Annotated in this window: 18 protein-coding genes; all 18 read left to right on the top strand. The window is 70.9% G+C overall.

Annotated elements, in window-relative coordinates; all coding sequences use genetic code 11:
* Positions 1-37 precede the first annotated feature (37 nt).
* The 18 genes from AB0I82_RS02655 (at position 38) to rfbC (ending at position 22,974) form a co-directional block, all read left to right on the top strand.
* Complete coding sequence (locus AB0I82_RS02655) at positions 38-1,354, top strand: nucleotide sugar dehydrogenase (protein WP_363255208.1); 1,317 nt, start codon at positions 38-40, stop codon at positions 1,352-1,354.
* A complete protein-coding gene (locus tag AB0I82_RS02650; protein WP_363255207.1) occupies positions 1,344-2,639 on the top strand; it encodes a glycosyltransferase family 4 protein in 1,296 nt (431 codons plus the stop codon). Before AB0I82_RS02655 ends, AB0I82_RS02650 begins: the two co-directional genes overlap by 11 nt.
* A complete protein-coding gene (locus AB0I82_RS02645; RefSeq protein ID WP_363255206.1) occupies positions 2,636-4,033 on the top strand; it encodes a Wzz/FepE/Etk N-terminal domain-containing protein in 1,398 nt (465 codons plus the stop codon). Before AB0I82_RS02650 ends, AB0I82_RS02645 begins: the two co-directional genes overlap by 4 nt.
* Complete coding sequence (locus AB0I82_RS02640) at positions 4,030-5,502, top strand: Wzz/FepE/Etk N-terminal domain-containing protein (RefSeq protein WP_363255205.1); 1,473 nt, start codon at positions 4,030-4,032, stop codon at positions 5,500-5,502. The genes AB0I82_RS02645 and AB0I82_RS02640 overlap by 4 nt, the downstream gene beginning before the upstream one ends.
* 3 nt (positions 5,503-5,505) lie before the next feature.
* Complete coding sequence (gene asnB / locus AB0I82_RS02635) at positions 5,506-7,410, top strand: asparagine synthase (glutamine-hydrolyzing) (RefSeq protein WP_363255204.1); 1,905 nt, start codon at positions 5,506-5,508, stop codon at positions 7,408-7,410.
* Entirely contained in the window at positions 7,407-9,581 is a 2,175-nt protein-coding gene (locus AB0I82_RS02630) for a bi-domain-containing oxidoreductase (RefSeq protein WP_363255203.1), read from the top strand. The genes asnB and AB0I82_RS02630 overlap by 4 nt, the downstream gene beginning before the upstream one ends.
* Positions 9,578-11,506 (top strand): alginate lyase family protein, encoded by a 1,929-nt coding sequence (locus AB0I82_RS02625; protein WP_363255202.1) that lies wholly within the window; start codon positions 9,578-9,580, stop codon positions 11,504-11,506. The genes AB0I82_RS02630 and AB0I82_RS02625 overlap by 4 nt, the downstream gene beginning before the upstream one ends.
* An 86-nt stretch (positions 11,507-11,592) precedes the next feature.
* Positions 11,593-12,798 (top strand): O-antigen ligase domain-containing protein, encoded by a 1,206-nt coding sequence (locus AB0I82_RS02620; RefSeq protein ID WP_363255201.1) that lies wholly within the window; start codon positions 11,593-11,595, stop codon positions 12,796-12,798.
* Between the two features lie 2 nt (positions 12,799-12,800).
* On the top strand, positions 12,801-14,012 hold the full coding sequence (locus tag AB0I82_RS02615; RefSeq protein ID WP_363255200.1) for a glycosyltransferase: 1,212 nt from the start codon (positions 12,801-12,803) through the stop codon (positions 14,010-14,012).
* Entirely contained in the window at positions 14,009-15,256 is a 1,248-nt protein-coding gene (locus AB0I82_RS02610; RefSeq protein WP_363255199.1) for a class I SAM-dependent methyltransferase, read from the top strand. Before AB0I82_RS02615 ends, AB0I82_RS02610 begins: the two co-directional genes overlap by 4 nt.
* Entirely contained in the window at positions 15,253-16,047 is a 795-nt protein-coding gene (locus AB0I82_RS02605) for a glucose-1-phosphate cytidylyltransferase (RefSeq protein WP_363255198.1), read from the top strand. The genes AB0I82_RS02610 and AB0I82_RS02605 overlap by 4 nt, the downstream gene beginning before the upstream one ends.
* Positions 16,044-16,694, top strand: coding sequence for a PIG-L deacetylase family protein (locus tag AB0I82_RS02600; protein WP_363255197.1), 651 nt, complete (start codon positions 16,044-16,046; stop codon positions 16,692-16,694). The genes AB0I82_RS02605 and AB0I82_RS02600 overlap by 4 nt, the downstream gene beginning before the upstream one ends.
* A gap of 3 nt (positions 16,695-16,697) precedes the next feature.
* Positions 16,698-17,723 carry an SDR family oxidoreductase gene (locus AB0I82_RS02595; protein WP_363255196.1) on the top strand — a complete coding sequence of 342 codons (1,026 nt, stop codon included), beginning with the start codon at positions 16,698-16,700 and terminating at the stop codon, positions 17,721-17,723.
* On the top strand, positions 17,711-18,994 hold the full coding sequence (locus AB0I82_RS02590) for a DUF4910 domain-containing protein (protein WP_363255195.1): 1,284 nt from the start codon (positions 17,711-17,713) through the stop codon (positions 18,992-18,994). The genes AB0I82_RS02595 and AB0I82_RS02590 overlap by 13 nt, the downstream gene beginning before the upstream one ends.
* Positions 18,991-20,298, top strand: a complete 1,308-nt coding sequence (locus AB0I82_RS02585; RefSeq protein WP_363255194.1) for a hypothetical protein — start codon at positions 18,991-18,993, stop codon at positions 20,296-20,298. Before AB0I82_RS02590 ends, AB0I82_RS02585 begins: the two co-directional genes overlap by 4 nt.
* Positions 20,295-21,242, top strand: coding sequence for a glycosyltransferase family 2 protein (locus AB0I82_RS02580; protein ID WP_363255193.1), 948 nt, complete (start codon positions 20,295-20,297; stop codon positions 21,240-21,242). The genes AB0I82_RS02585 and AB0I82_RS02580 overlap by 4 nt, the downstream gene beginning before the upstream one ends.
* Positions 21,239-22,426, top strand: coding sequence for a polysaccharide pyruvyl transferase family protein (locus AB0I82_RS02575; protein ID WP_363255191.1), 1,188 nt, complete (start codon positions 21,239-21,241; stop codon positions 22,424-22,426). Before AB0I82_RS02580 ends, AB0I82_RS02575 begins: the two co-directional genes overlap by 4 nt.
* Positions 22,423-22,974, top strand: a complete 552-nt coding sequence (gene rfbC, locus AB0I82_RS02570; RefSeq protein ID WP_363255190.1) for a dTDP-4-dehydrorhamnose 3,5-epimerase — start codon at positions 22,423-22,425, stop codon at positions 22,972-22,974. Before AB0I82_RS02575 ends, rfbC begins: the two co-directional genes overlap by 4 nt.
* Positions 22,975-22,981: the final 7 nt, after the last annotated feature.

Below are 22,981 nucleotides of genomic sequence, written 5' to 3'. Positions count from 1 at the left end.
GCAGGCCGCAGGGGTCTGCTCGGGGGGAGAACGAGGCATGAGAGTCAGTGTTTTCGGGCTCGGCTACGTGGGCTGCGTGTCGGCCGCGTGCCTGGCCAGCATGGGCCATGAGGTCATCGGGGTGGACGTGAACCAGGTGAAGGTCGACCTGGTCAACGACGGCAAGGCCCCGGTGGTCGAGGAACGGATCGGCGAGCTTACCGCCGAGGTCGTGCGGAGCGGAGCGTTGCGCGCCACCGTCGACGTCCGCGAGGCGATCATGGGCAGCGAGATATCGCTGGTCTGTGTGGGCACGCCGTCGGAACCCAACGGCAGCCTGTGCACCACGTACTTGGAGCGGGTCACCGAGCAGATCGGTGCCGCGCTGGCCGAGCGGGGCGGACGGCACACCGTTGTGTTCCGCAGCACCATGCTCCCGGGCACCTGCCTGAACCTGTTGGTACCGATCCTGGAGAAGTACGTCGGCGGCACGGCCGGGGTGGACATCGGCGTTGCGGTCAACCCGGAGTTCCTGCGCGAGGGCACGAGTGTGCGGGACTTCTTCGACCCGCCCAAGACCGTCATCGGCGAGCTCGACAAGGCAAGTGGCGACGCGGTGTTGGCACTGTACGACGGCGTGCCCGGCGAGGTGTTCCGGGTGCCGGTCCCGACGGCCGAGGCGATCAAGTACGCGGACAACGCGTTCCACGGCCTCAAGATCGGCTTCGCTAACGAGCTGGGCGCGGTGTGCCAGGCGCTCGGGGTGGACTCGCACCAGGTGATGGACGTCTTCCTGGCCGACCGCAAGCTGAACATCAGCCCCGCCTACCTGCGGCCCGGCTTCGCCTTCGGCGGCTCCTGCCTGCCCAAGGACCTGCGCAGCCTGGTCCACGCGGCGCGCCGGGCCGACATCTCGGTGCCGATCCTTTCCCATGTGCTGCCCTCCAACTCCGACCATCTGCAGCGTGCGGTGGACTTGGTGGAGCGCACCGGCAAGCGCCGGGTGGGCCTGTTCGGGTTGTCCTTCAAGCCCGGTACCGACGACCTCCGCGAGAGCCCGCTGGTCGAGCTGGCGGAGCGGCTCTTCGGCAAGGGGTACGAACTCAAGATCTACGACGCCAATGTGAGCCTCTCCCGGCTGATCGGCGCGAACCGCGAGTACATCGAGACCCGGCTGCCGCACCTCGCGCAGCTGCTCGCGGACTCCGTCGAGGAGGTGCTCGAACACGCCGAGGTGTGCCTGGTCGGGACCAGGGACGCGGCCGTGCTGTCGGCGCTGCCCCATGGTGAAGGACCCGTGATTGTCGATCTCGTCCGCCTTCCCGACGCCGAGGCGCGCCGGGCCGAACCGGGGTACGTGGGCCTTGCTTGGTAACAGATCGTTCGGTGACCGATCGTTTGGTGACAAGGCCGGCGGTGACGGGTCGGGCCGGCGCGCGCTGATCCTGGTGGAAAACCTGTCGGTGCCGTTCGACCGGCGGGTGTGGCAGGAGTGCACGACGCTGCGCGACGCGGGCTGGGAAGTGCATGTCATCTGCCCCCGGGGGGAGAAGCGGGACACGGAGCCGGAGGCGGTGATCGACGGGGTACGGATCCACCGTTACCCGTTGCGTGCCGCCACCGGCGGACCGGCCGGCTACCTGCGGGAGTACGGATCGGCGTTGTGGCACACGGCCCGGCTGGCCCGCAAGGTCGGCCCGGTCGATGTGGTGCACGCCTGCAACCCGCCCGACCTGCTGTTCCTGCCGGCGCTGTGGTCGAAGCGGCAGGGCGCGCGATTCGTCTTCGACCAGCACGACCTGGTGCCCGAGCTGTACCTCTCCCGGTTCGACCGCGGCGAGGATCTGCTCTACCGCGCCGTGTGCGCACTGGAACGGATGACGTACCGGGCCGCGGACGTCGTGCTCGCCACGAACGAGAGCTACCGGGACGTTGCGACGCGGCGCGGCGGCAAGCGGCCGGAGGACGTGTTCGTGGTGCGCAGCGCACCCGCCGTCGACCGGTTCCAACCGGTATGGCCCGAGCCGGAGTTGAAGCGCGGCAAGCCTCACCTGTTGTGCTACCTCGGTGTCATGGGCCCGCAGGACGGCGTCGATTACGCCTTGCGGGCGCTCGCGAAGCTGCGCGACGAGTTCGGGCGAACCGACTGGCATGCGGTGTTCGTCGGCGCCGGCGACGCCTTCGACGCGATGGTGGAGCTGTCCCGGCAGCTCGGGCTCTCCGAGCAGGTGCAGTTCACCGGGCGCATTCCGGACGCCGACCTGGTGCGCTACCTGTCCACCGCGGACGTGTGCCTTTCCCCCGACCCGCGCAATCCGCTCAACGACGTGTCGACCATGAACAAGGTCCTGGAGTACATGGCGATGGGCCGGCCCATCGTCTCGTTCGACCTCCGGGAAGCGCGCGTCTCCGCCGGTGACGCCGCCGTCTACGCGCCCGCCAACGACGAGGCCGAATTCGCCAAGCTCATCGCGCTGCTGCTGGACGATCCGGAGCAGCGGGCCCGGATGGGCAAGATCGGCCAGGAGCGGATCAGCGGTCCCCTCTCCTGGCGTAACTCGCAAGCGGCGCTGCTCGCCGCCTACGCCGCTGCGTGCCGCGAGCACACTTCGGTGTCGGCGGACGACCCGGTACGGACGGGGCGGAGACCGCGGCGTTGAACGACGACACGATCCGCCTGGCCACGATCGGGCGGATACTCCGCCGGCGCCGGCGGCTGCTCGCGGTTCTTGCTGTGGTGGGCGCGCTCGTCGGCTACGGCACTTCGGTGCTGTTTCCGCCGCGGTACACGGCGGCGGCATCGGTACTGCTGCCGGGGCAGTGGGAAGAGCGCGAGCTGCTGACCCAGGTGGACATCGCGACCAGCTCGTCGGTGGTCGACCTTGCGGCCGCCAAGCTCGGCCTGCGGGGCGTCAGCGGCGAGGAGCTGCGGGAGCGAGTGACCGCCAAGGCCGCCGACGGGAACATCATCACGATCTCGGGTACGGCCGACACTCCGGCGCGCGCGCAGCAGCTCGCCGACCAGGTGGCTCAGCAATTCGTTGTATTCGCCGCGCGGATCGCGCGCGGCAGCACCGACGCCGACGCGGCTACGGGGATCGAGGCGTTGCGGCAGAAGGTGGTGGAGGCCAACCGCCGCATCACCGACCTGGCCGATGCGGCCGATCCGGGGCGGACCGTGGAGAGCGTGCAGGCCCGCACCTCGCTCGAAAAGCTGCGCACCTCCCTGGAGGAGGCGATGACGAAGCTGGACGAGGCCGACCCGGCGAACGACAAGGCGGGCATGGTCGTCATGGGCCCTGCGGCCCGGCCGACCGGCGAGACGCCGCCCACGAGAATGCAGCTCATCGTCGCCGGGGCGGTGTTGTTCTTCCTGCTCGCGGTCGTCGGCCACCTCGTCGCCGCACGGATGAATCGTCGACTGCGCACCGAACCGGAGATCGCCGCGGCGTTGGGTTCGGTGCTCCTCGGCACCGTCGATGTACCTGCGGACGTACCCGGTGAACGGCGTGCGCGCCGGTCGGAAGGCCGTGGCCCGCGGGCTCAAATCCGCCGACTGCTCAGCCTCGACACCCGATGGGACACACCGACCCCGTCGTGGTCCGACGACGAGGCCGGCAGGCGGACCCGCTACCGGCGGGTGTGCGCCCGCCTCCGGGACCAGCTGCCGGCGCCCCGGCGGCTGCTCGTTGTCGTACCGGACGGCGACGCGCTCGCCCGCCGGGCCGCCGGGCAGCTCGCCACCGAGGCCCGGAGCGATCTGCTGCTACGCGTGGTGGAGGTTTCGGTGGACCGGCCGATCGTGCCGGACCGCGACACCGAGTCCGGTGCCCTGGTCGTCCTCAGCGCGGGCAGCTGGACCGCGGAGGAACTCACCGGCCTCGCCGAGGCGTGTGCGGACGCCGGGCACGAGGTCGTCGGCGTTGTCGTAGCAGGCCCGGTCCAGGCCCGTCCGACGCGGTCTGCCGGCGAAGGCGATCCTGGCGATCCTCCCGACAACAGCACCACTCTGACGCTCGCGGTGCGCGGCCACGCGACGGGAGGTTCGGTGTGACGACGAGTACGACTCCACCGGAGTCGGCCGCCGCTCCGCTCATCGACCTGCAGGCGCTGGTGGTAGCGGTACGCAGACGCCGCCGTTTCTGGTGCTCCCTGGCGCTGCTGGGACTGCTGGTCGGCGCGGCGGTGGCGGTCCTGCTGCCGCCACCGCCGACCGCGGTGACCAAACTGCTGGTCGCGCACGCGGAGGACCAGCCGAACGACACCGGAACGCTGATCCGCACCGACGTCGAGGTGCTGCAGACCACACGGATCGCCAACAAGGCCCTGCAGGCCCTCAAGTCCCCGGACAACCCGCATAGCCCGAACAACCCGGAAACCCTTGAAGACTTCATGCGGGACTACCGGGGCACCGGCCTGACCAACAACCTGCTGCAGATCGATGTGACAGGTGACAACGACGCGGAAGCGGTGGCCCGGGCCAAGGCGCTGGCCGATGCGTTCATCGCGGACCACGTGCGGCGGATGCGGGAAGCCGCGAAGGCCGAGGCCAAGGCCCTGGTCGACCAGCGTGACCGGATGCGGGACGAGCTGGCGCAGGTCAACAAGTCGATCGGAGACCGCTCGCCGTCGAGCGACCCGAAGGCGTCGGCAAGTATCGAGTCGCTCTTCGCCCGCCGGGCCGAGCTCAACTCGCGGATCGCCGATTTCGACCAACGTGCCGAGGAGGCGCGCCTCGGCACGCCCCAGGTCATCGCCGGTACGCAGATCGTGGACGCCCCGCGCGCGGTGCGGCACTCCCTGCCCAAGGCCGCTGCCACCAACGGCGCGCTCGGGTTCGCGCTCGGGCTCGTCCTCGGACTCGCGCTGGCCGCGGTCGGCGCGGTGGTGGGGGACCGCCCCGTACTGCGCCGGGACATCGCGGCGCACCTGGGCGCCTCGGTCATCGCGGAGCTGCCCCGCCGGTCGGGCATGCCGTGGCAGCGCCGACGCACCCGGGCGACACGCGAACGCCTCACCACGACCCTGTCCCGCACCGTTCGCGGCTCCGCGGAACCGGTGTCGCTGCTGGAACTGGGCTGTGCGCGCAGCGCGAGCGCGCTCGCCGCGGACCTCACCAGGGCACTGGGCGCCGAGGGACCGGCGGTCGGCGTCGGCTCGGTGGCGCCCGGCACGGCGTGGACCGACCTGCAGTACCTCGGCACGCAGACCGTACTCGTCGTGCGGGCCGGGCACGGCAGCGCCGCATGGCTGCACACCGTGGCGCGGCACCTCGCCGACCAGCACATTCCGGTGATCGGTGTGGTGCTGATCGACCCCGATCCGCGGGACCGGACCGACGGCACGCTGTGGGACGGGCTGCACATCGCGCTGCGGGGCCGCAGCGAGCGGCCGGCCCGGCGGAACGGGACCGGCCGGCACCGGTCGGAGCGGCTGTCGATGCCGGCCAGTGGGGCCTCCCCTGCTCGAACGGAGTTGAGAGCTCGGGGAAGAGTCCCGGACAACGACCAGGAGGTGCGGTAGTACATGTGTGGCATCGCAGGCACGTACAGATGGCCGGACGGGAAGGTCGTGACCGACCGGCTCACCGATGTCCTCGCCCACCGGGGTCCGGACGGGGCGGGCCGGTACAGCCACCCCGCTGGTGACGGCGAAGTGCACCTCGGGCACCGCCGGTTGTCCATCATCGACCTGTCCGAGACCGGCGCCCAGCCGATGGTCTCGGACGGCCTCGCCCTCACGTACAACGGCGAGCTGTACAACGCGCCCGAGCTGCGCGCCGAGTTGACGGCCGCCGGGGTGCGTTTCCGCGGTACCTCCGACACCGAAGTACTGCTGGAGGCCTGGCGGCGTTGGGGCACGGACTGTCTGCCTCGGCTGCGCGGCATGTTCGCGTTCGGCGTCTTCGACGAGCGCACCGGTGAACTGGTCCTCGCCCGCGACCAGTTGGGCATCAAGTCGCTGTTCCTGCTCCGGCGCGGCGCGGGTCTGATGTTCGCCTCCGAGCTCAAGGCGCTGGCCGCCGCCACCGGCGGGTCGCTTGAGGTGGACCACGCGGCGCTGGTGTCCTCCCTGCTGTACTACTGGGTGCCGGACTCACGGTGCGCGTTCCGCGAGGCGGAGAAGCTGCCGCCGGGGAGCTGGCTGCGGTGCAGGCCCGACGGCCGGATCGAGCGCGGCCAGTACTGGAACCTCCGGGATGTCGCCCATGAGGCCCGGAGTGGTGAGCAGCCGGACCTGGCCGCCATCGTCGAGGAGTCCACCCGGCGCCACCTGCTCTCCGACGTACCCGTGGCGACCTTCCTCTCCGGCGGCCTCGACTCCAGCTACCTGACCGCCCTGGCCGCCCGCCACCAGCCCGGAATATCCGCCTACACGATCGGATTCCGCGCCGAGGACGCCAAGTTCGAGGCGATGCCGGACGACCTGCGCTACGCCCGGCAGGTGGCGGAGCGATTCGGTGTCGACCTGCACGAGATCGAGATCGCTCCGAACGTGCTCGACCTGCTGCCGAAGATGACGTACCACCTGGACGAGCCGATCGGCGACCCCGCCGCGATCAACACGTACCTGATCTGCTCGGCAGCGCGGGAGGCCGGGGTCAAGGTGATGCTCTCGGGGATGGGCGCCGACGAGCTGTTCGCCGGGTACCGCAAGCACCTGGCCAACCTGATCGCACTGCGCTACCAACGCGTCCCGCGGCCCCTGCGGCGCGGCGTGTCCGCGGCCGTGGACCGGCTGCCGGTCGCAACGAGCCGCCGTGGATACCGGTCGGTGCGCTTCGCGAAGCGGTTCCTCTCCTTCGCCGATCTGCCGGAGGAGACCGCGTTCCGGCGCAGCTACACCATGTACGACCGGGGCGAGCTGCTCGCCCTGCTCGATCCGGACCTGGCCGGGACGGTCGACGACGTGCTGACCGAGCACGCGGACACCTACGACGACAACAACCTCGACGACTTCGTCAACCGCATGTGCCTCACCGACGCCCGGATGTTCCTGCCGGGCCTGAACCTCGCGTACACGGACCGCTCCAGCATGGCCGCATCGACCGAGGTGCGGGTGCCGTACGTGGACGTCGAGGTGGTCAAGGCGGCGTTCGCCGTCCCCGGCGACCGCAAGATCGCCGGACGGCAGGGCAAGGCCGTCCTCAAGGAGGCGGCCACCTCGATCCTGCCCAAGGAGATCGTGTACCGGCCCAAGGGCCTGTTCAGCGCCCCGCTGCGGGCCTGGATGAGCCGGGACCTGGCACCGCTGGTGCGCGAGGTGGTGCACGACGGCGTGCTCGTCAATTCCGGGCTCCTGCGCCGCGACGCGCTGGCCCGCATGGTCGCCGAGGACGCCGCCGGACAGCGGGACTTCTCCAAGCATCTGTGGCATGTGCTGACCCTCGAGTACTGGTATCGCGACGCAACATCTGGGGAGTTTCGGTGAAACAGGTAGTGCAGAACTACAAGAGCGGCGAGCTGGCGCTGCTCGATGTGCCGGTGCCGGGGTGCAAGCCGGGCGGGGTGCTGGTGCGGAGCGCGTACTCGCTGATCTCCACCGGGACCGAGCTGATGAAGGTCTCCGAGGCCGGCATGTCCATGGTCGGCAAGGCCCGTTCCCGGCCCGACCAGGTGGCCAAGGTCATGCAGAGCGTGGCCACCAACGGGGTGCCCGCCACCTACCGCAAGGTGATGGGCAAGCTGGACTCCTACACGCCGTTGGGCTACTCGCTGTGCGGAGTGGTCGAGCAGGTCGGCGCCGGGATCGACGAGGTGAAGGTCGGCGACCTGGTGGCCTGCGCCGGCAATGAGCACGCGTTGCACGCCGAGCTGAACTGGGTGCCGAAGAACCTCTACGCCCCGGTGCCGGACGGCCTCGCACCGCGGCACGCGGCCTTCGGCACCGTCGGCTCGATCGCACTGCAGGGCGTCCGCCAGGGCGAGCCCCAGCTCGGCGAGGTGGCACTGGTCATCGGCCTCGGGCTGATCGGGCAGCTGGTGGTGCAGCTCCTCGCCGCCTCGGGAGTACGCGTTGTCGGGGCCGACCCCGACCCGGTGCGCTGCGAGCTGGCCGAGCGGCTGGGCGCCGCGGCCTGCGGCGATCCCGCGTCCGCGGCCGTGGAAGCCGCCGTCGCCGAGCTCACCGGCGGTCACGGCGTGGACCAGGTGTACCTGGCCGCGGGTGGCGGCAGCAATCAACCCGTCGAGCTGGCCGCCAAGCTGAGCCGGGACCGCGGCCGGGTCATCGACATCGGCAAGTGCCGCCTGGACCTGCCGTGGAATGCGTACTACGAGAAGGAGCTCGACGTCCGGTTCTCGCGGTCGTACGGTCCAGGTCGCTACGACCCGGCGTACGAGCTCGAAGGCCGCGACTACCCGATCGGCTATGTCCGCTGGACCGAGCGCCGCAACCTGGCGTGCTTCCTCGGTCTCGTCGCCCGCGGCAGTGTCGACGTGGAGCCCTTGATCTCCCACATCGCCGACTTCGATGACGCCGTTGAGACGTACCAACGTCTGAAGGACGGCGATCTCAAGGCCGTGGCTGTGTTGTTCCGGTACCCCGACGACGACACGGCCGAAGCGGAGGCCCCGGCGGTTGCCGTGCCCGCAGTAAGCGTGCAGCCGAGCCGGGTCCGGTCTGCCAGGACGCCGGTACGCCTCGCCTTCGTCGGCGCCGGAAACTACGCCACGTCGATGCTGCTGCCGCACCTGGCACAGCGCGACGGCGTCGAGTTGTCGACCGTCGTCACCACGACCGCGCTGTCCGGGGCCAACGCGCAGCGGAAGTTCGGCTTCGCCCAGGCGACCACCGACCTCGATGCCGTACTGGGTGACAAGTCCATCGACGCGGTGTTCGTCGTCACCCGGCACAGCTCGCACGCCGAACTGACCCGAAAGGCACTGCTCGCGGGCAAGACCGTCTTCGTGGAGAAGCCCCTGGCCCTCACCGAAGGCGAGTTGGCAGGTGTGCTCGCCGCGGTGGAGGAGTCCGGCAACGACCGGCTGCAGGTGGGCTTCAACCGCCGGTTCGCGCCGCTGCTGCAGGAGGCCAGGCAGCGATTCGGCACCCGTACCGGCCCGGCGCACCTCCGCTACCTGGTCAACGCGGGCCGGTTGCAACACGGCAGCTGGTACCTCCAACAGGGCACCGAGGGCTCGCGGTTCGCGGGTGAGGGCGGACACTTCATCGACACGGCGAGCTGGCTGCTCGATGCCGACCCGGTCTCGGTGTACGCGGTCGCCACGAACGGCAACGAGGACCTGCAGGTCGTACTGCGCTACCCGGACGGGTCCACCGCCACCATCAGCTACGTCACCACCGGCCCATCCGCCTTCCCCAAGGAGACGCTGGACCTGGTCGCGGACGGCAAGGCACTGCGGCTCGACGACTTCGTCCGCGCCTCGGTGTACGGACGCAAGCGGTGGGTCAGCTCGCGGCTGCCCAAGGCCCGGGACAAGGGCCAGAACGCCGAGCTGGCCGCGTTCGTCAAAGCCGTGCGGACCGGCGGGCCGATGCCGGTGCCGCTGGAGTCGCTGGTCGCCACCACCGCGGCCACCCTCGCCGTGCAGACCGGCCTGGCCGGCGGCGCGCCGGTGACGTTGGCGAGGACGCCATGACCATGAGCGCAGGCTGGTACCTGCGGCGGCTGTCCCGGATGGGGCCGCAGGAGGTCGCCGGCCGGGTGGGCGACGCGGTACGCAGGCGGCGGTGGCGGTCGGCACGCCCTGACTGCCCGAGCGTCACCGGCGCCCGGTTCACCGCGGTACTGCCCGCCGGGACGCTCGCCGCCATACCTCCGGACGCCGCGAAACGTCTCCTCGCGGAGGCGGACCGGCTGATGGCCGGGCACGCCGAGTACTTCGGTGTGGTCCGCGACGACCTGACCGACCCGGACTGGTGGTACGACCCGAAGACCGGGCACCGGGCTCCGTGGGGCTACGCCTTCGATGTGCCGTACCGGGACGAGGATGCGGTCGGCGACATCAAGCAGATCTGGGAGCCGTCCCGGCACCAGTACCTCACTCAGCTCGCCGCCGCCTACGCGATCAGCGGGAACGAGCGGTACGCCGAGCGCGTGGCCGCGCACCTGCGGTCGTGGTGGGCGGCCAACCCACCGCTGCGCGGCGTGCACTGGATCAGCGGCATCGAGCTGGGCATCCGGCTGCTGTCCTGGGTGTGGATCCGCCGGCTGCTCGACGGCTGGCCGGGCGCGGCCGAGCTGTTCGAGCACAACCCAGTGGCACTGCACCAGATCTGGCACCATCAGCGCTGGCTGGCCGCCTTCCCCAGCCGGGGGTCGTCGGCGAACAACCACGTCATTGCCGAGGCCGCCGGGCAGTTCGCCGCGGCCTGCGCGTTCGACTGGTTCCCCGCTTCGGCGCGCTGGCGAGCCGACGCGCTGAAGTCGCTGGAGCGGCACCTGCGAAGCAACACCTTCCCCTCCGGCCTCAACCGCGAGCTGGCCACCGAGTACCACGGACTCGTCCTGGAGCTCGGCCTGGCCGCGCTGGCCGAGGCCGACGCCGCCGGTGTGCCGGTCCCCGCGACCGTACGGCTGGTACTGCTGCGCATGACCGACGCGCTCGCGGCCGTCGTGGACAACCGCCTGCGGCCGCCGCGCCAGGGGGACGCGGACGACGGGCACGGTCTGGTCGTGGACGGCGCGGGCACCGACCGCTGGGCCTCGCTGCTGGCCACCGGGGATGCCGTGTTCGGCCGGCTCGGCTGGTGGCCGGCGGTGACCGGCACCGATGTACGCACTCCGCTGCTGGCCGCGCTCATCAAGCCCACTGAGCCGTCTGTGACCCGCCCGGTAAGCCGACCGACCCACTTCGCCGACGCGGGCATGACCATCCTGCGCGGTCCGGAAGAGCTCTGGTGCCGCTGCGACGCCGGTCCGCACGGCTTCCTGTCCATCGCCGCGCACGCCCACGCGGACGCGTTGTCGGTGGAGGTCCGGCACGACGGGGTCGAGGTGCTGGCCGATCCGGGGACGTACTGCTACCACGGGCAGCCCGAGTGGCGGCAGTACTTCCGGTCGACCCTCGGACACAACACCCTGCAACTGGACGACAGTGACCAGTCCGTCTCCGGCGGCCCGTTCCTGTGGACCCGGCATGCCCGGAGCCGCGTCCTGAGGGCGGACACATTCCGCTGGTGTGCCGAACACGACGGTTACGAGGACTCCGTGCACCGCCGCGAAGTGCAACTGGGCGCCACAGAGCGGAAGTTGAAGGTCTACGACGAGGTGCGCGGCCCGAACCGGGACGTGCGCCTGGCATTCCACCTCGGCCCCGCCCTCGTCGCGGACCTGATGGGCAACCGGGCCGTGCTCACCTGGACCCGGGACGGCGAGGACCGCTCGGCCGTGCTCGATCTGCCCGGCGAGCTGACCTGGCGGGCGCATCGCGGCGAGACCAATCCCCCGCTGGGCTGGTACTCCGCCGGGTTCGGGCGCAAGGAACCCAGCACAACGCTGGTCGGCACCGGTTTCACCAACGGCACGCAGGGGTTCACCACCGTGCTCAAGTTCCGCGGCTAGAGGGGAGGGGACACGTGGGGAGCAAGAAGCGGCACTGGGCGTTGGCGGCCGCCGAGAATGGGGACTCAGTAGGCACACCGAAGACCGTGGGGATTGTCTGGGGGCTGCTGGTCCTCAACACCCTCGGCTCCACCGGGGCGGAGACCATCGTCCCGCTGCCTCGCTCCCTCATCCAAATGGTCACCATGGGCGCGCTGGTCGTGGCGTTCTCGCTGGCGCTCGCCGTCAATCTCCGGCTGCGCATCCGAGCCAGCGCGTACCTGTTCCTGCTCACCCTGCTGCTGGTGACGAGTGTGATCTCCAGTGCGCATCTGGAGTCCGGGTTCGGCGCGCTGTTCCGGTGCGCCCGGCTGGCGCTCTTCGTCGGCACGTTGTGGCTGGTCAGCCGCTGGTGGGACGCTGGCCCGACGTTCGTCCGGTACCACATCCGGGCGTACTTCGCGGTGCTCGGAACTGTGGCCGCCGGCCTGGTCATCTCACCGGGCGCGGCCCTGCCCGAGCTCTACGGTGGCCGTCTTGTCGGCGCGTTGTGGCCGCTCACACCGCCGCAGATCGGCCAGTACGCCGCAGTGATCATCGGGCTCACGGTGCTGCTCGTACTGGGCCGCCGGACCGACAGGGTGAGCGCGGCGGTGGTCATCGTGCCGTCAGTCGCCCTGCTCGCGCTGACCCATACCCGGACGGCCACGGTGGGCCTGCTCATCGGGCTGGCGTTGGCAATCGGCTCGCTCCTGCTGACCAGCGCCGTCGCCCGCCGGTTCTTCACCTGGGCGGTGCTGTGCGCCGCGGTGGCCGCGGTGGCGTTCAGCTCCGCGCTGCAGGCGTGGTTCCTGCGCGGGCAGAGCCAGGAGAACTTCTCCAACCTCACCGGCCGGGCCAAGGTCTGGGACGCCCTGCTGGCGGCGCCCCGGTCGACCGTGGAGCGGCTGTTCGGAGTGGGCCTGGGCGACAAGTCGTTCGACGGGCTGCCGATCGACAACAGCTGGCTGGCCGTTTACCAGGAACAGGGGCTGACCGGCGTCGCCCTGGTGGCGGCGATCTTCATCGTGCTGGGCGGCGTTGCGTTGCTGCGGCCACCGTCGCTGTCGAGGGCCTGCGCGATCTTCCTGATCAGCTACTGCGCGATCGCGTCGTACACCGAGGCAGGCCTCGGCGACGCCTCGCCGTATCTGTTGCATCTGGCCCTCGCCGCCTCGCTGTTGGCGGCACCCGTCGCGGCCAACCCCCTTTCCACGCCCGAAGGCCCTCGACAACGCATCCCGCAGTGGGCCCAGAGATCGGAGGTGATCTGAGCATGCACGTCCTCGTGGTGCACAACCGCTACGCCTCGGCGCAGCCGAGCGGGGAGAACAAGGTCGTCGACCAGGAGGTGGCACTGCTGCGCGACGCAGGCCACCGGGTCGAGGTGTTCGAGCGGCGCAGCGACGACATCGCCGACCGGTCCCTGCTGAGCAAGGCCGCGGTGCCGCTGCTCGTGCCGTGGAACCCTGCGGTTCGTACGGAACTCGCCGCCCGGCTCCGCGCCGAGCGGCCGGACATCGTCCACGTACACAACGTCTTCCCGCTGCTGTCGCCCGCGGTGCTGGCCGCCTGCGCCGATGCGGGTGTGCCCGCCGTCGCCACGCTGCACAACTACACCCAGGTCTGCCCGCCCGGCACGCTGCAACGGGACGGCCGGCCGTGCACCGAGTGCGTCGGATCCGCGGCGCCGCTGCCCGCCGTCCGGCACGGCTGCTACCGCGGCTCCCGGCTCGCGACGGTGCCGTTGGCGGTCAGCCTGCAGGTCAACCGGCGGCGGTGGTGGTCCGGCGTGGAGCGGTTCTTCTGCATCTCCGCTGCGCAGCGCGACGTTCTGGTGCGGGCCGGTATGCCGGCCGAGCGGCTGGCGGTGAAACACAACTTCGTGCCGGAGCCGGGCGCCCGCCGAGAAGGCGAGGGCGAGCATCTGCTCTACCTCGGCCGGCTCGCGGAGGCCAAGGGCGTGCGGCTGCTCATGGCCGCGTGGGACGAGCTCGCGGCGAGTGGCGGTGTGGGCGTGCCGCTAGTGATCGCCGGCACGGGGCCACTGGAGGGAGAGGTGACCGCCTGGGCGGCGGGCCGGGACGACGTGCGGTACGTCGGCCTGTACGACACGGCGGAGTGCCGGAAGGCCATCGCGCGGTCGGTCGCCGTGGTGGCTCCCTCGACCTGGCTGGAGGCGTTCGGCCTCGTGGTCGTGGAGGCGATGGCGGCCGGGGTCCCGGTCGTCGCCGCAGGTCACGGCGCCTTTGTCGAACTCGTCGAGGACGGGGTGACCGGGCTGCTGCACCGGCCGGGCGAGCCCGCCTCGCTCGCGTCCTGCATACGCCGGATCGCGGACGGACCGGACCGCAACCGGGCGATGGGCCAGGCGGCCCGACGCCGTTACGAGCAGGGCTTCAGCCCGGCCGTCGGGCTGGAGCGCCTGGTGGAGGAGTACCGCACCGCGATCGCGGGTCGGACGGAACCAATGGGGGGTAAGAGATGACAGGATGCCGACTCTGCGGCTCGGCGGCGCTGGAGAGCGTCGTCGATCTCGGTGCGACGCCACCGTGCGAGAGCTTTCTCGCCGCGGACCAACTGGACCAGCCGGAGCCGACGTACCCGCTGCACCTGCGGGTCTGCACCGACTGCTGGCTGGCGCAGATCCCGCCGCTGATCACGCCGGAGGAGACGTTCAAGGAGTACGCGTACTTCTCCTCGTACTCGACGTCCTGGGTGGAGCACGCGCGTACGTTCGTGGCCGACGCCGTACAGCGCGTGGGACTCGACACCGAAGGCTCCGACGCCTTCGTGGTCGAGGTCGCGAGCAACGACGGATACCTGCTGAAGCACGTCGTGGACCGGGGCATCCGCTGCCTCGGCATTGAGCCGTCGGTGAATGTCGGCGCAGCGGCGCGGGAAGCGGGTGTGCCCACGCTCACGGAGTTCCTGAGCCCGGACACCGGTGCCGCTGTCCGCGAGGAGCACGGCCCGGCGGACCTGGTCGTGGCCAACAACGTGTACGCGCACATCCCCGACGTGGTCGGATTCACCCAGGGGCTGCGCGCCCTGGTCGCCGACGACGGCTGGGTCTCCATCGAGGTGCAGCACCTGCTGACCCTGATCGAGGAGAACCAGTACGACACGATCTACCACGAGCACTTCCAGTACTACACGGTCGCCTCCGCGATCCGGGCGCTCGCGAGCGGCGGACTCGCGCTGGTGGACGTCGAGTTGCTGCCCACGCACGGCGGCTCCATCCGGCTGTGGGCCCGGCCGGAGGAAGTGGCCGGCGAGCCGACCCGCCGAGTGGCCGACGTGCTCGCCCGGGAGAAGGCGGCCGGGCTGCAGGAGCTGTCCGGGTACACCGAGTTCTCCGCGCGAGTGGCCAAGGTACGCCGGGACCTCCTGCGGTTCCTCATCGAGGCGGCCGAGCGCGGCGAGACGGTGGTCGGCTACGGCGCCCCGGGCAAGGGCAACACCCTGCTCAACCACTGCGGCATCCGGCCCGACCTGCTCCCGTACACAGTCGACCGCAACCCCTACAAGCACGGCAGATTCACTCCGGGCACCCGCATCCCGATCCTGCCGCCCGAGCAGATAGCCGCCGACAGGCCGGACTACGTCCTGGTCCTCCCGTGGAACCTGCGGGACGAGCTGGTCGAGCAGCTGTCTTTCGTACACGACTGGGGCGGCCGCCTCGTCTTCCCCATCCCTGAACTGAGCATTGTCGAGGTCAAGAAGTCATGAAGGTCGTTCTCTTCTGCGGCGGTTACGGAATGCGGATGCGGAGCGGCGCCGCGGACGACGTGCCCAAGCCGATGGCGATGGTCGGCCCCAGGCCGCTGATCTGGCACGTCATGCGCTACTACGCGCACTTCGGGCACACGGAGTTCATCCTGTGCCTCGGGTACGGGGCCCACCACATCAAGGACTTCTTCCTCAACTACGAGGAGACGACGTCCAACGACTTCGTGCTGAGAGGTGGGCGGACCGAGCTGCTGTCCACCGACATCTCGGACTGGACGATCACGTTCGCGCAGACCGGCATCGAGTCACCGATCGGCGAGCGGCTGCGCCGGGTGCGGCACCACCTGGACGGCGACGAGATGTTCCTCGCCAACTACGCCGACGTGCTCACCGACGCCCCGCTGCCGGAGATGATCGAGAACTTCGCCCGGCGCGACGCCGGTGCGTCGATGATGGTGGTACCGCCGCAGTCCTCGTTCCACTGCGTGGAGCTGGGCGAGAACGGCCTGGTGGGCGGCATCACCGCGGTGAGCGACATGCCGCTGTGGGAGAACGGCGGCTACTTCGTGCTCCGCCAGGAGGTCTTCGACCACATACCGGAGAACGGAGACCTGGTCGCCGACGGGTGCGGCCAACTGGCCAAGCGGGGACGGCTCGTGGCGCATCAGCACCGCGGCTTCTGGAAGCCGACCGACACCGTGAAGGAGCGGGCCGCGCTCGACGCCGCCTACGCACGGGGCGACCGCCCGTGGGCCGTGTGGGAGCGGGACAGTGTCGGGGTGAGCGCGTGATCCGCCTCGGAGCCGGGCGGCGCCTGGACCGGATCGTCGCGGTGGGCGCGCACTGCGACGACATCGCCATCGGCGCCGGCGGCACGTTGCTGACGTTGTGTCACGCGCGGCCGGGCATCCGTGTCGACGCGCTGGTGCTCTCCGGCGGGGGCACCGAGCGCGAGCAGGAGGAACAGGCCGCGCTCGCCGCCTTCTGCCCGGGCGCCGACCTGCGGCTGACCGTGCTCAAGCTGCCGGACGGCCGGCAGCGGGCGCACTGGGACGAGGCCAAGACCGCGGTCGAGGAGCTGCGCGCGGGGACCGACCCGGACCTGATCCTGGCCCCGCGTACCGACGACGCGCACCAGGACCACCGCGGCCTGGCGCAGCTGATACCCACCGCGTTCCGCGACCACCTCGTGCTCGGCTACGAGATCGTCAAGTGGGACGGCGACCTCGGCCGCATGGCGGCATACCAGCCGCTGTCGCCGGAGATCGCCGAACAGAAGGTGCGGCTGCTGCAGGACCACTACCCCTCGCAGCGGCACCGGCCCTGGTACGACCGGGAGGCCTTCCTCGGCCTTGCCCGGATCCGCGGCATCGAATGCCACGAGCGATACGCCGAGGCGTTCGCCGTCACCAAACTCACACTGAACCTCGGGGGTTGACCCATGCGCGTACTACTGACCGGACACCAGGGATATCTGGGCACCGTCATGGCACCGGTCCTCACGGCCGCCGGACACGAAGTCGTCGGCCTGGACTCCGGCCTGTTCGTCGACTGCGTCCTCGGCCCGACACCCGCGGACCCGCAGGGACACCGGGTGGACCTGCGCGACATCACGGCCGACCACGTGGCCGGGGTCGACGCCGTGATCCACCTGGCCGCCCTGTCCAACGACCCGCTGGGCTCGCTGGCGCCGGACCTCACCTACGACATCAACCACCACGCCTCCGTACGCCTTGCCAAGCTGGCCCGCGAAGCCGGAGTGCGGCGCTTCCTGTACGCGTCGACCTGCTCGGTCTACGGCGCTGCCGGCGGCGACGACCTGGTGGGCGAGGACGCCCCGCTGCGCCCGGTGACGCCGTACGCGGAGTCCAAGGTGCGAGTGGAGGACGACCTGCACGCGCTGGCCGACGACGACTTCACCCCGGTGTACATGCGCAACGCCACCGCCTTTGGCTACTCACCCCGGCTGCGTGCCGACATCGTGCTGAACAACCTCGTGGGCCACGCACTGCTGTCCGGCGAGGTGCTGGTGCTCTCCGACGGCACCCCCTGGCGCCCGCTGGTGCACGCCGCCGACATCGCACGGGCCTTCACGGCCGCGCTGACCGCGCCGCGCGAAGCGGTGCACGACACGGCGTTCAACATCGGCAGCGAGACCAACAACGTCACGGTCGCCGAGATCGCCGAGCAGGTTGCCGAGGCGGTGTCCGGCGCGAAGGTGAAGATCACCGGGGAGAACGGCGCCGATCCGCGCTCGTACCGGGTGGACTTCTCCCGCTTCCGCACGGCGATACCCGGCTTCGACTGCGAGTGGACGGTGAAGCGCGGTGCGCTCGAACTCGCCGATGCCTACCGGGAGTTCGGGCTGAGCCGGGAGGGCTTCGAGCAACGCTTCACCCGCCTTGCCGTGCTGCGTGCGGCGTCCGAGGCCGGTGCCGTGGACGACACCTTGCGGTGGCGCGGATGACCGCGGTGAGTGGCGAGATGTACGCACTGGTGGAGCGGCTGTACCCGCTCTGCCGGAGCATCACCGGCGACGGCGTGCGCGCCACCCTCGACATCGTCGGCGAGTACCTCCCGCTGCAGGTGCACGAGGTGCCGACCGGGACGCAGGTGCTCGACTGGACGGTGCCGCAGGAGTGGAACATCCGGGACGCGTACATCGCCGACGCCACCGGCCGCCGGGTCGTCGACTTCGCCGCGTCCAGCCTGCACGTACTCGGCTACAGCGTGCCGGTGTCCGCGACCATGCCGCTGGCCGAGCTGCGCGCGCACCTGCACACCCTGCCGGACCACCCGACCTGGGTGCCGTACCGCACCAGTTACTACAAGCCCGAATGGGGGTTCTGCCTGGCCCAGGAGACCCTGGACGCGCTGCCGGACGGCGAGTACGAGGTGCGCATCGACTCCACACTCGCCGACGGCCACCTCACCTACGCCGAGCACGTGGTCCCCGGGCAGGTCTCCGACGAGGTGATCATCTCCTGCCACGTCTGCCACCCGTCGCTGGCCAATGACAACCTGGCAGGCGTTGCGGTGGCGACGTTCCTGGCCCGGGAGCTGGCGGGGACGACGCCGTACTACACGTACCGCTTCATCTACGCGCCCGGCACCATTGGTGCGATCACCTGGCTGGCTCGCAACGCGGAGCGCGTCGATCGGGTCAAGCACGGCCTGGTGCTGGCCTGCGCCGGCGACCCGGGGCAACTGACGTACAAGCAGAGCAGGCGCGGCGACGCCGAGATCGACCGGGTGCTGCAACACGTGCTGGCCGCCTCCCAACGTCCGCACCACATCGCCGAGTTCACTCCGTACGGCTACGACGAGCGGCAGTACTGCTCGCCCGGGTTCAACCTCGGCGTGGGCTCGCTCACCCGGACCCCGTACGCGGGCTATCCCGAGTACCACACCTCGGCGGACAACCTGGACTTTGTGTCCCCGGAGGCGATGGCGGACACCCTTGCCGTATGCCGCGAGGCGTTCGCCGTACTGGACCGCAACCGGCGGTACGTCAACCTCAGCCCGTACGGCGAACCGCAGCTGGGACGACGCGGGTTGTACGACGCGCTCGGCGGCCGCAGCGACACCAAGCAGGCCCAGATGGCCATGCTCTGGGTGCTCAACCTGTCCGACGGCGAGCACAGTGTGCTGGACGTCGCCGAGCGGTCCGGGCTGCCGTTCGACACCGTCGCCGACGCGGCAGGCGCCCTGCGGGGCGCCGGGCTGATCAAGGCATGACGCGAATGACCACCGAGGGGGAGAATCCGCGGCCAACGGCGCCACCGGCCGGATCCGCCAAGCGGGCCCTGGCCGGCCGGCTGTCCTGGGGACTGGCCGACCAGGCGGCCTCCAGCATGAGCAATTTCGTGGTGGGGATCTACGTGGCGCGCTCGTTGGGTGTGACCGCGTTCGGTGTGTTCAGCCTGGCCTGGGTGACGTACGGCGTGGTGCTCAATGTCTCCCGCGGCCTGGCCACCGACCCGCTCGTGGTGCGCTTCAGCGGTGTTTCGGACGCGTCCTGGCGCCAGGCGGTGGCCCGGTCGACGGGTACCGCGCTCGGCGTTGGTGCCGTCATCGGCGCGGTGTGTCTGGTGGTCGGGCCGGCCCTCGGCGGCAGTGTGGGGCCGGCTTTCACCGCCCTCGGGATCGTGCTGCCGGGGCTGCTGCTGCAGGACGCCTGGCGGTTTTCGTTCTTCACCGCCGGTGCCGGACGGAAGGCGTTCGTCAACGACCTCGTCTGGGGCGTTGCGCTCGTCCCGGCCATGGTGGTGGCGGCCAGTGTGGGCAGTGTGGCCGCTTTCGTGCTTGCCTGGGGCGCGTCCGCCGCGGTGGCCGCCGCGTACGGCTGCCTCCAGTCCGGCATCCGGCCCCGGCTGACCGCAGCGCGCGGCTGGCTTCGCGAGCAGCGCGATCTCGGCTACCGGTACCTGGTCGAGAACGTCAGCCTCAGCGGCGCGAGCCAACTGCGGGCGTACGGGCTCGGCGCGATCGTCGGCGTCGGCGCGGTGGGTGCGGTGCGGGGCGCCGAGCTCCTGCTCGGCCCGTTCCTCGCCGTACTGATGGGTCTTTCGCTGGTCACCGTCCCGGAGGCGGCACGGGTGCTGCGGCAGACCCCGCACCGCCTCGGCTCCTTCTGTCTCCTGCTGGGCGGCGGGCAGGCCGTCGCCGCGTTGCTGTGGGGCGGGGCGCTGCTGCTGATGCCCGACCGGCTCGGCGAGCTGGTGCTCGGCGGCGTCTGGCACTCCGCAGCACAGCTCATCGTGCCGATCACCCTCGGCGTCGCGGGTGCGGGGCTCGGCACCGGCGCGGCGGCCGGGCTGCGCGCGCTCGGCGCGGCCCGGCGCAGCCTGCGCTGCCAGCTGTTCGCCTCCGCCTGTTACGTCGGCGGTGGGCTCGGCGGCGCTGCCGTGGCCGGCACCGTCGGCTCGGCCTGGGGCGTCGCCGCCGCGACCGTCAGCGGCTCGGCCGTGTGGTGGCTGCAACTGCGGTCCGCCCTGCGCGAGCACCACCACAACACCATCCGCGAAGTGAGGACGCCATGACCGCCCGACCCAGGCTGAGCATCGGCCTGCCCGTGTACAACGGCGAGGAGTACCTCGCCGAAGCGCTCGAAGCCCTGCTCGGCCAGACCTACGAGGACTACGAGCTGATCGTCTCCGACAACGCCTCGACCGACGGCACCCAGGACATCTGCCGCAAGTACGCCGCGCAGGACTCGCGCATCCGGTACATCCGGCTGCTCCGGAACGTCGGCGCCACGCCGAACCACAACTACGTGTTCACGCAGTCCCGCGGCGAACTGTTCAAGTGGGCCTCGCACGACGACCTGTACGCCCGCGACCTGCTGCAACGCTGCGTAGAGGCGCTGGACGAACGCCCTGATGTGATCCTCGCCCACTCCGACCAGGCGGTCATCGACGGCGACGGCCGGGTGAAGGTCCCGTACGAGTACACGCTCGCCACCGACTCACGGCACGCCCCTGAGCGCTTCCGCAGCCTGCTGTTCGAGCCGGGTGGCGACGACTTCTACGGGGTGATCCGGGCCGACGTGCTGCGCCGGGTGAAACCGATGGACAGCTACCACCATGCGGACCGTACGTTCGTCGCCGAGATCACCCTGCACGGGCGCTTCCACCAGGTGCCGGAGCTGCTGTACTTCCGCCGCGACCACCCCACCCGCGCCGAACGGGCGAACCCCTCCAAGCGCGCCCGGTGCGCCAACCTGGACCCACGCCGGGCGGGCCCGCTGCACCCGACGCCCAGGCTGCTCGCCGAGTACGTCTGGGGCTTCGCCTCGGCGATCCGGCGGGCGCCGCTGTCCCCGGCCGACCGACGTGCGTGCGTCCGCCACCTGGCGGCGTGGATGACGAGCCGGGCTCGGCCGGGCGTGGGGGAGCGGGTCGAGGACCGCGCGCCGGTCGACCCGGGTGGGCTCGCTGTCTCCGTCGACGCGCTCGTCGCGGGCCGTGAGGGGAGGCAGGCGTGAGGTCAGCTGCTCGGGTCGGAGTGTTCGGGCTGCTGGGTTCCGGGAACCTCGGTAACGACGGGTCGCTGGAGGCCGTGCTCGGGTACCTCCGCGCCGAGCACCCGGAGGCGGTCGTGGACGCGCTGTGCGGCGGCCCAGAAGTCGTCGAGAGCCGGTACGGGATCCGCGCGACACGGCTGCACTGGTACCGCGGGGAGTACCGCACCGCGTCGCGTGCGGGCGCGATGGCGGCGAAGGGCCTGGGCAAACTCGTAGACGCCTTCCGCACCGCTGCCTGGGTGCGCCGCCACGACGTGGTGATCGTGCCCGGCATGGGTGTCCTGGAGGCCACGCTGCCGCTGCGGCCGTGGGGGTTCCCGTACGCGTTGTTCCTGCTGTGCGCGAGCGGGCGGCTGGTCGGCACCCGGGTCGCGCTGGTCGGCGTGGGCGCCGCCCCGATCGGCAACCGGCCGACCCGGGCCCTGGTGCGGTGGTCGGCGCGGCTGGCCGCGTACCGCTCGTACCGGGACGTCCAGTCCCGCGACGCAATGCGGGCGATGGGCGTGGATACGGCGCGGGACGAGGTCTACCCGGACCTGGCGTTCGCGCTGCCGACACCACCTGCGGGCGCACCCTCGGGCACGGTCTGCGTCGGTGTCATGGACTTCCACGGCGGCAACGACGACCGCGCCAGGGCCGAGGAGATCCACCGGCGTTACCTCGACGGGGCGATCCGGTTCGTCCGCGCGCTGGTCGAGGAGGGCAGGCCGGTGCGGTTGCTCACCGGCGACGAGTGCGATGCGCCGGTGGTAGCCGCGATCCTCGATGCGGTGGACTCGCCGCTGGTCACCGCCGCCGAGACGGCCTCGCTCGCCGACCTGATGAAGGAGACGGCAGCGGCCGACACCGTGGTGGCGACCCGCTATCACAACCTGATCTGCGCGCTGAAGGTCGGCACACCGACGCTCGCCCTGAGCTACGCGGCGAAGAGCGACGCGCTCATGGACCGGATGGGTCTCGGCGCGTACTGCCATCCGGCCCGCGAGGTCGACGCCGACCAACTGCTCGAACAGTTCCGGGAGGTGGAGAAGCGCGCGGCGGAGCTGCGGCAGACCCTCACCGAACGGAACGAAGTCGCAGCACAGCAACTCGCCCACCAGTTCACCACGTTGACCACGAACCTGTTCCCTCGGAAGGCACGATGAAAGCAACCCAAGTCCCGGCAATCGCCGGCGCGTACCTCTTCGAGCCCACCCCGTACGCCGACGAGCGCGGCTTCTTCTGCCGCACCTTCGACGCCGACGTGGTGCGCTCGGTGGGCCTCGACCCGTACGCCTTCATCCAGGACAGCATCTCCCGCTCGGCCCAGGGGGTGATACGCGGCCTGCACCTCCGCTCCGGCGCCGGCGAGGCCAAGCTGGTGCGGTGCTCGTACGGGCAGATCTTCGACGTCGTCGTGGACCTGCGGCCGGACTCGCCGACGTACCTGGGCCGGGCCTTCTTCGAGCTGCCCGGCGAGACGCAGGCGACGCTGTACATCCCGGCGGGGTGCGCGCACGGCTTCCAGGCGCTGACCGAGACCGCCGACACCTCGTACCGGATCGACCGCCCGCACGATCCGGCCGAGGACGTCACGATCGCCTTCGACGACCCGGAGCTCGCCATTCCCTGGCCGCTGCCGGTCACATCGATGTCCCAACGGGACCGGGAGGCGCCGAGCCTCGCCAAAGTCCTTCAGCAGATAGAGAGTTGAGGTCGGC

Origin of the sequence: Streptomyces sp. NPDC050315 (genome assembly GCF_040655775.1) — a bacterium.
Taxonomy (GTDB): Bacteria; Actinomycetota; Actinomycetes; order Streptomycetales; family Streptomycetaceae; genus Streptomyces.
Note: the sequence above shows the minus strand (reverse complement) of the source record. Positions and strands in the feature narration are given on the sequence as shown.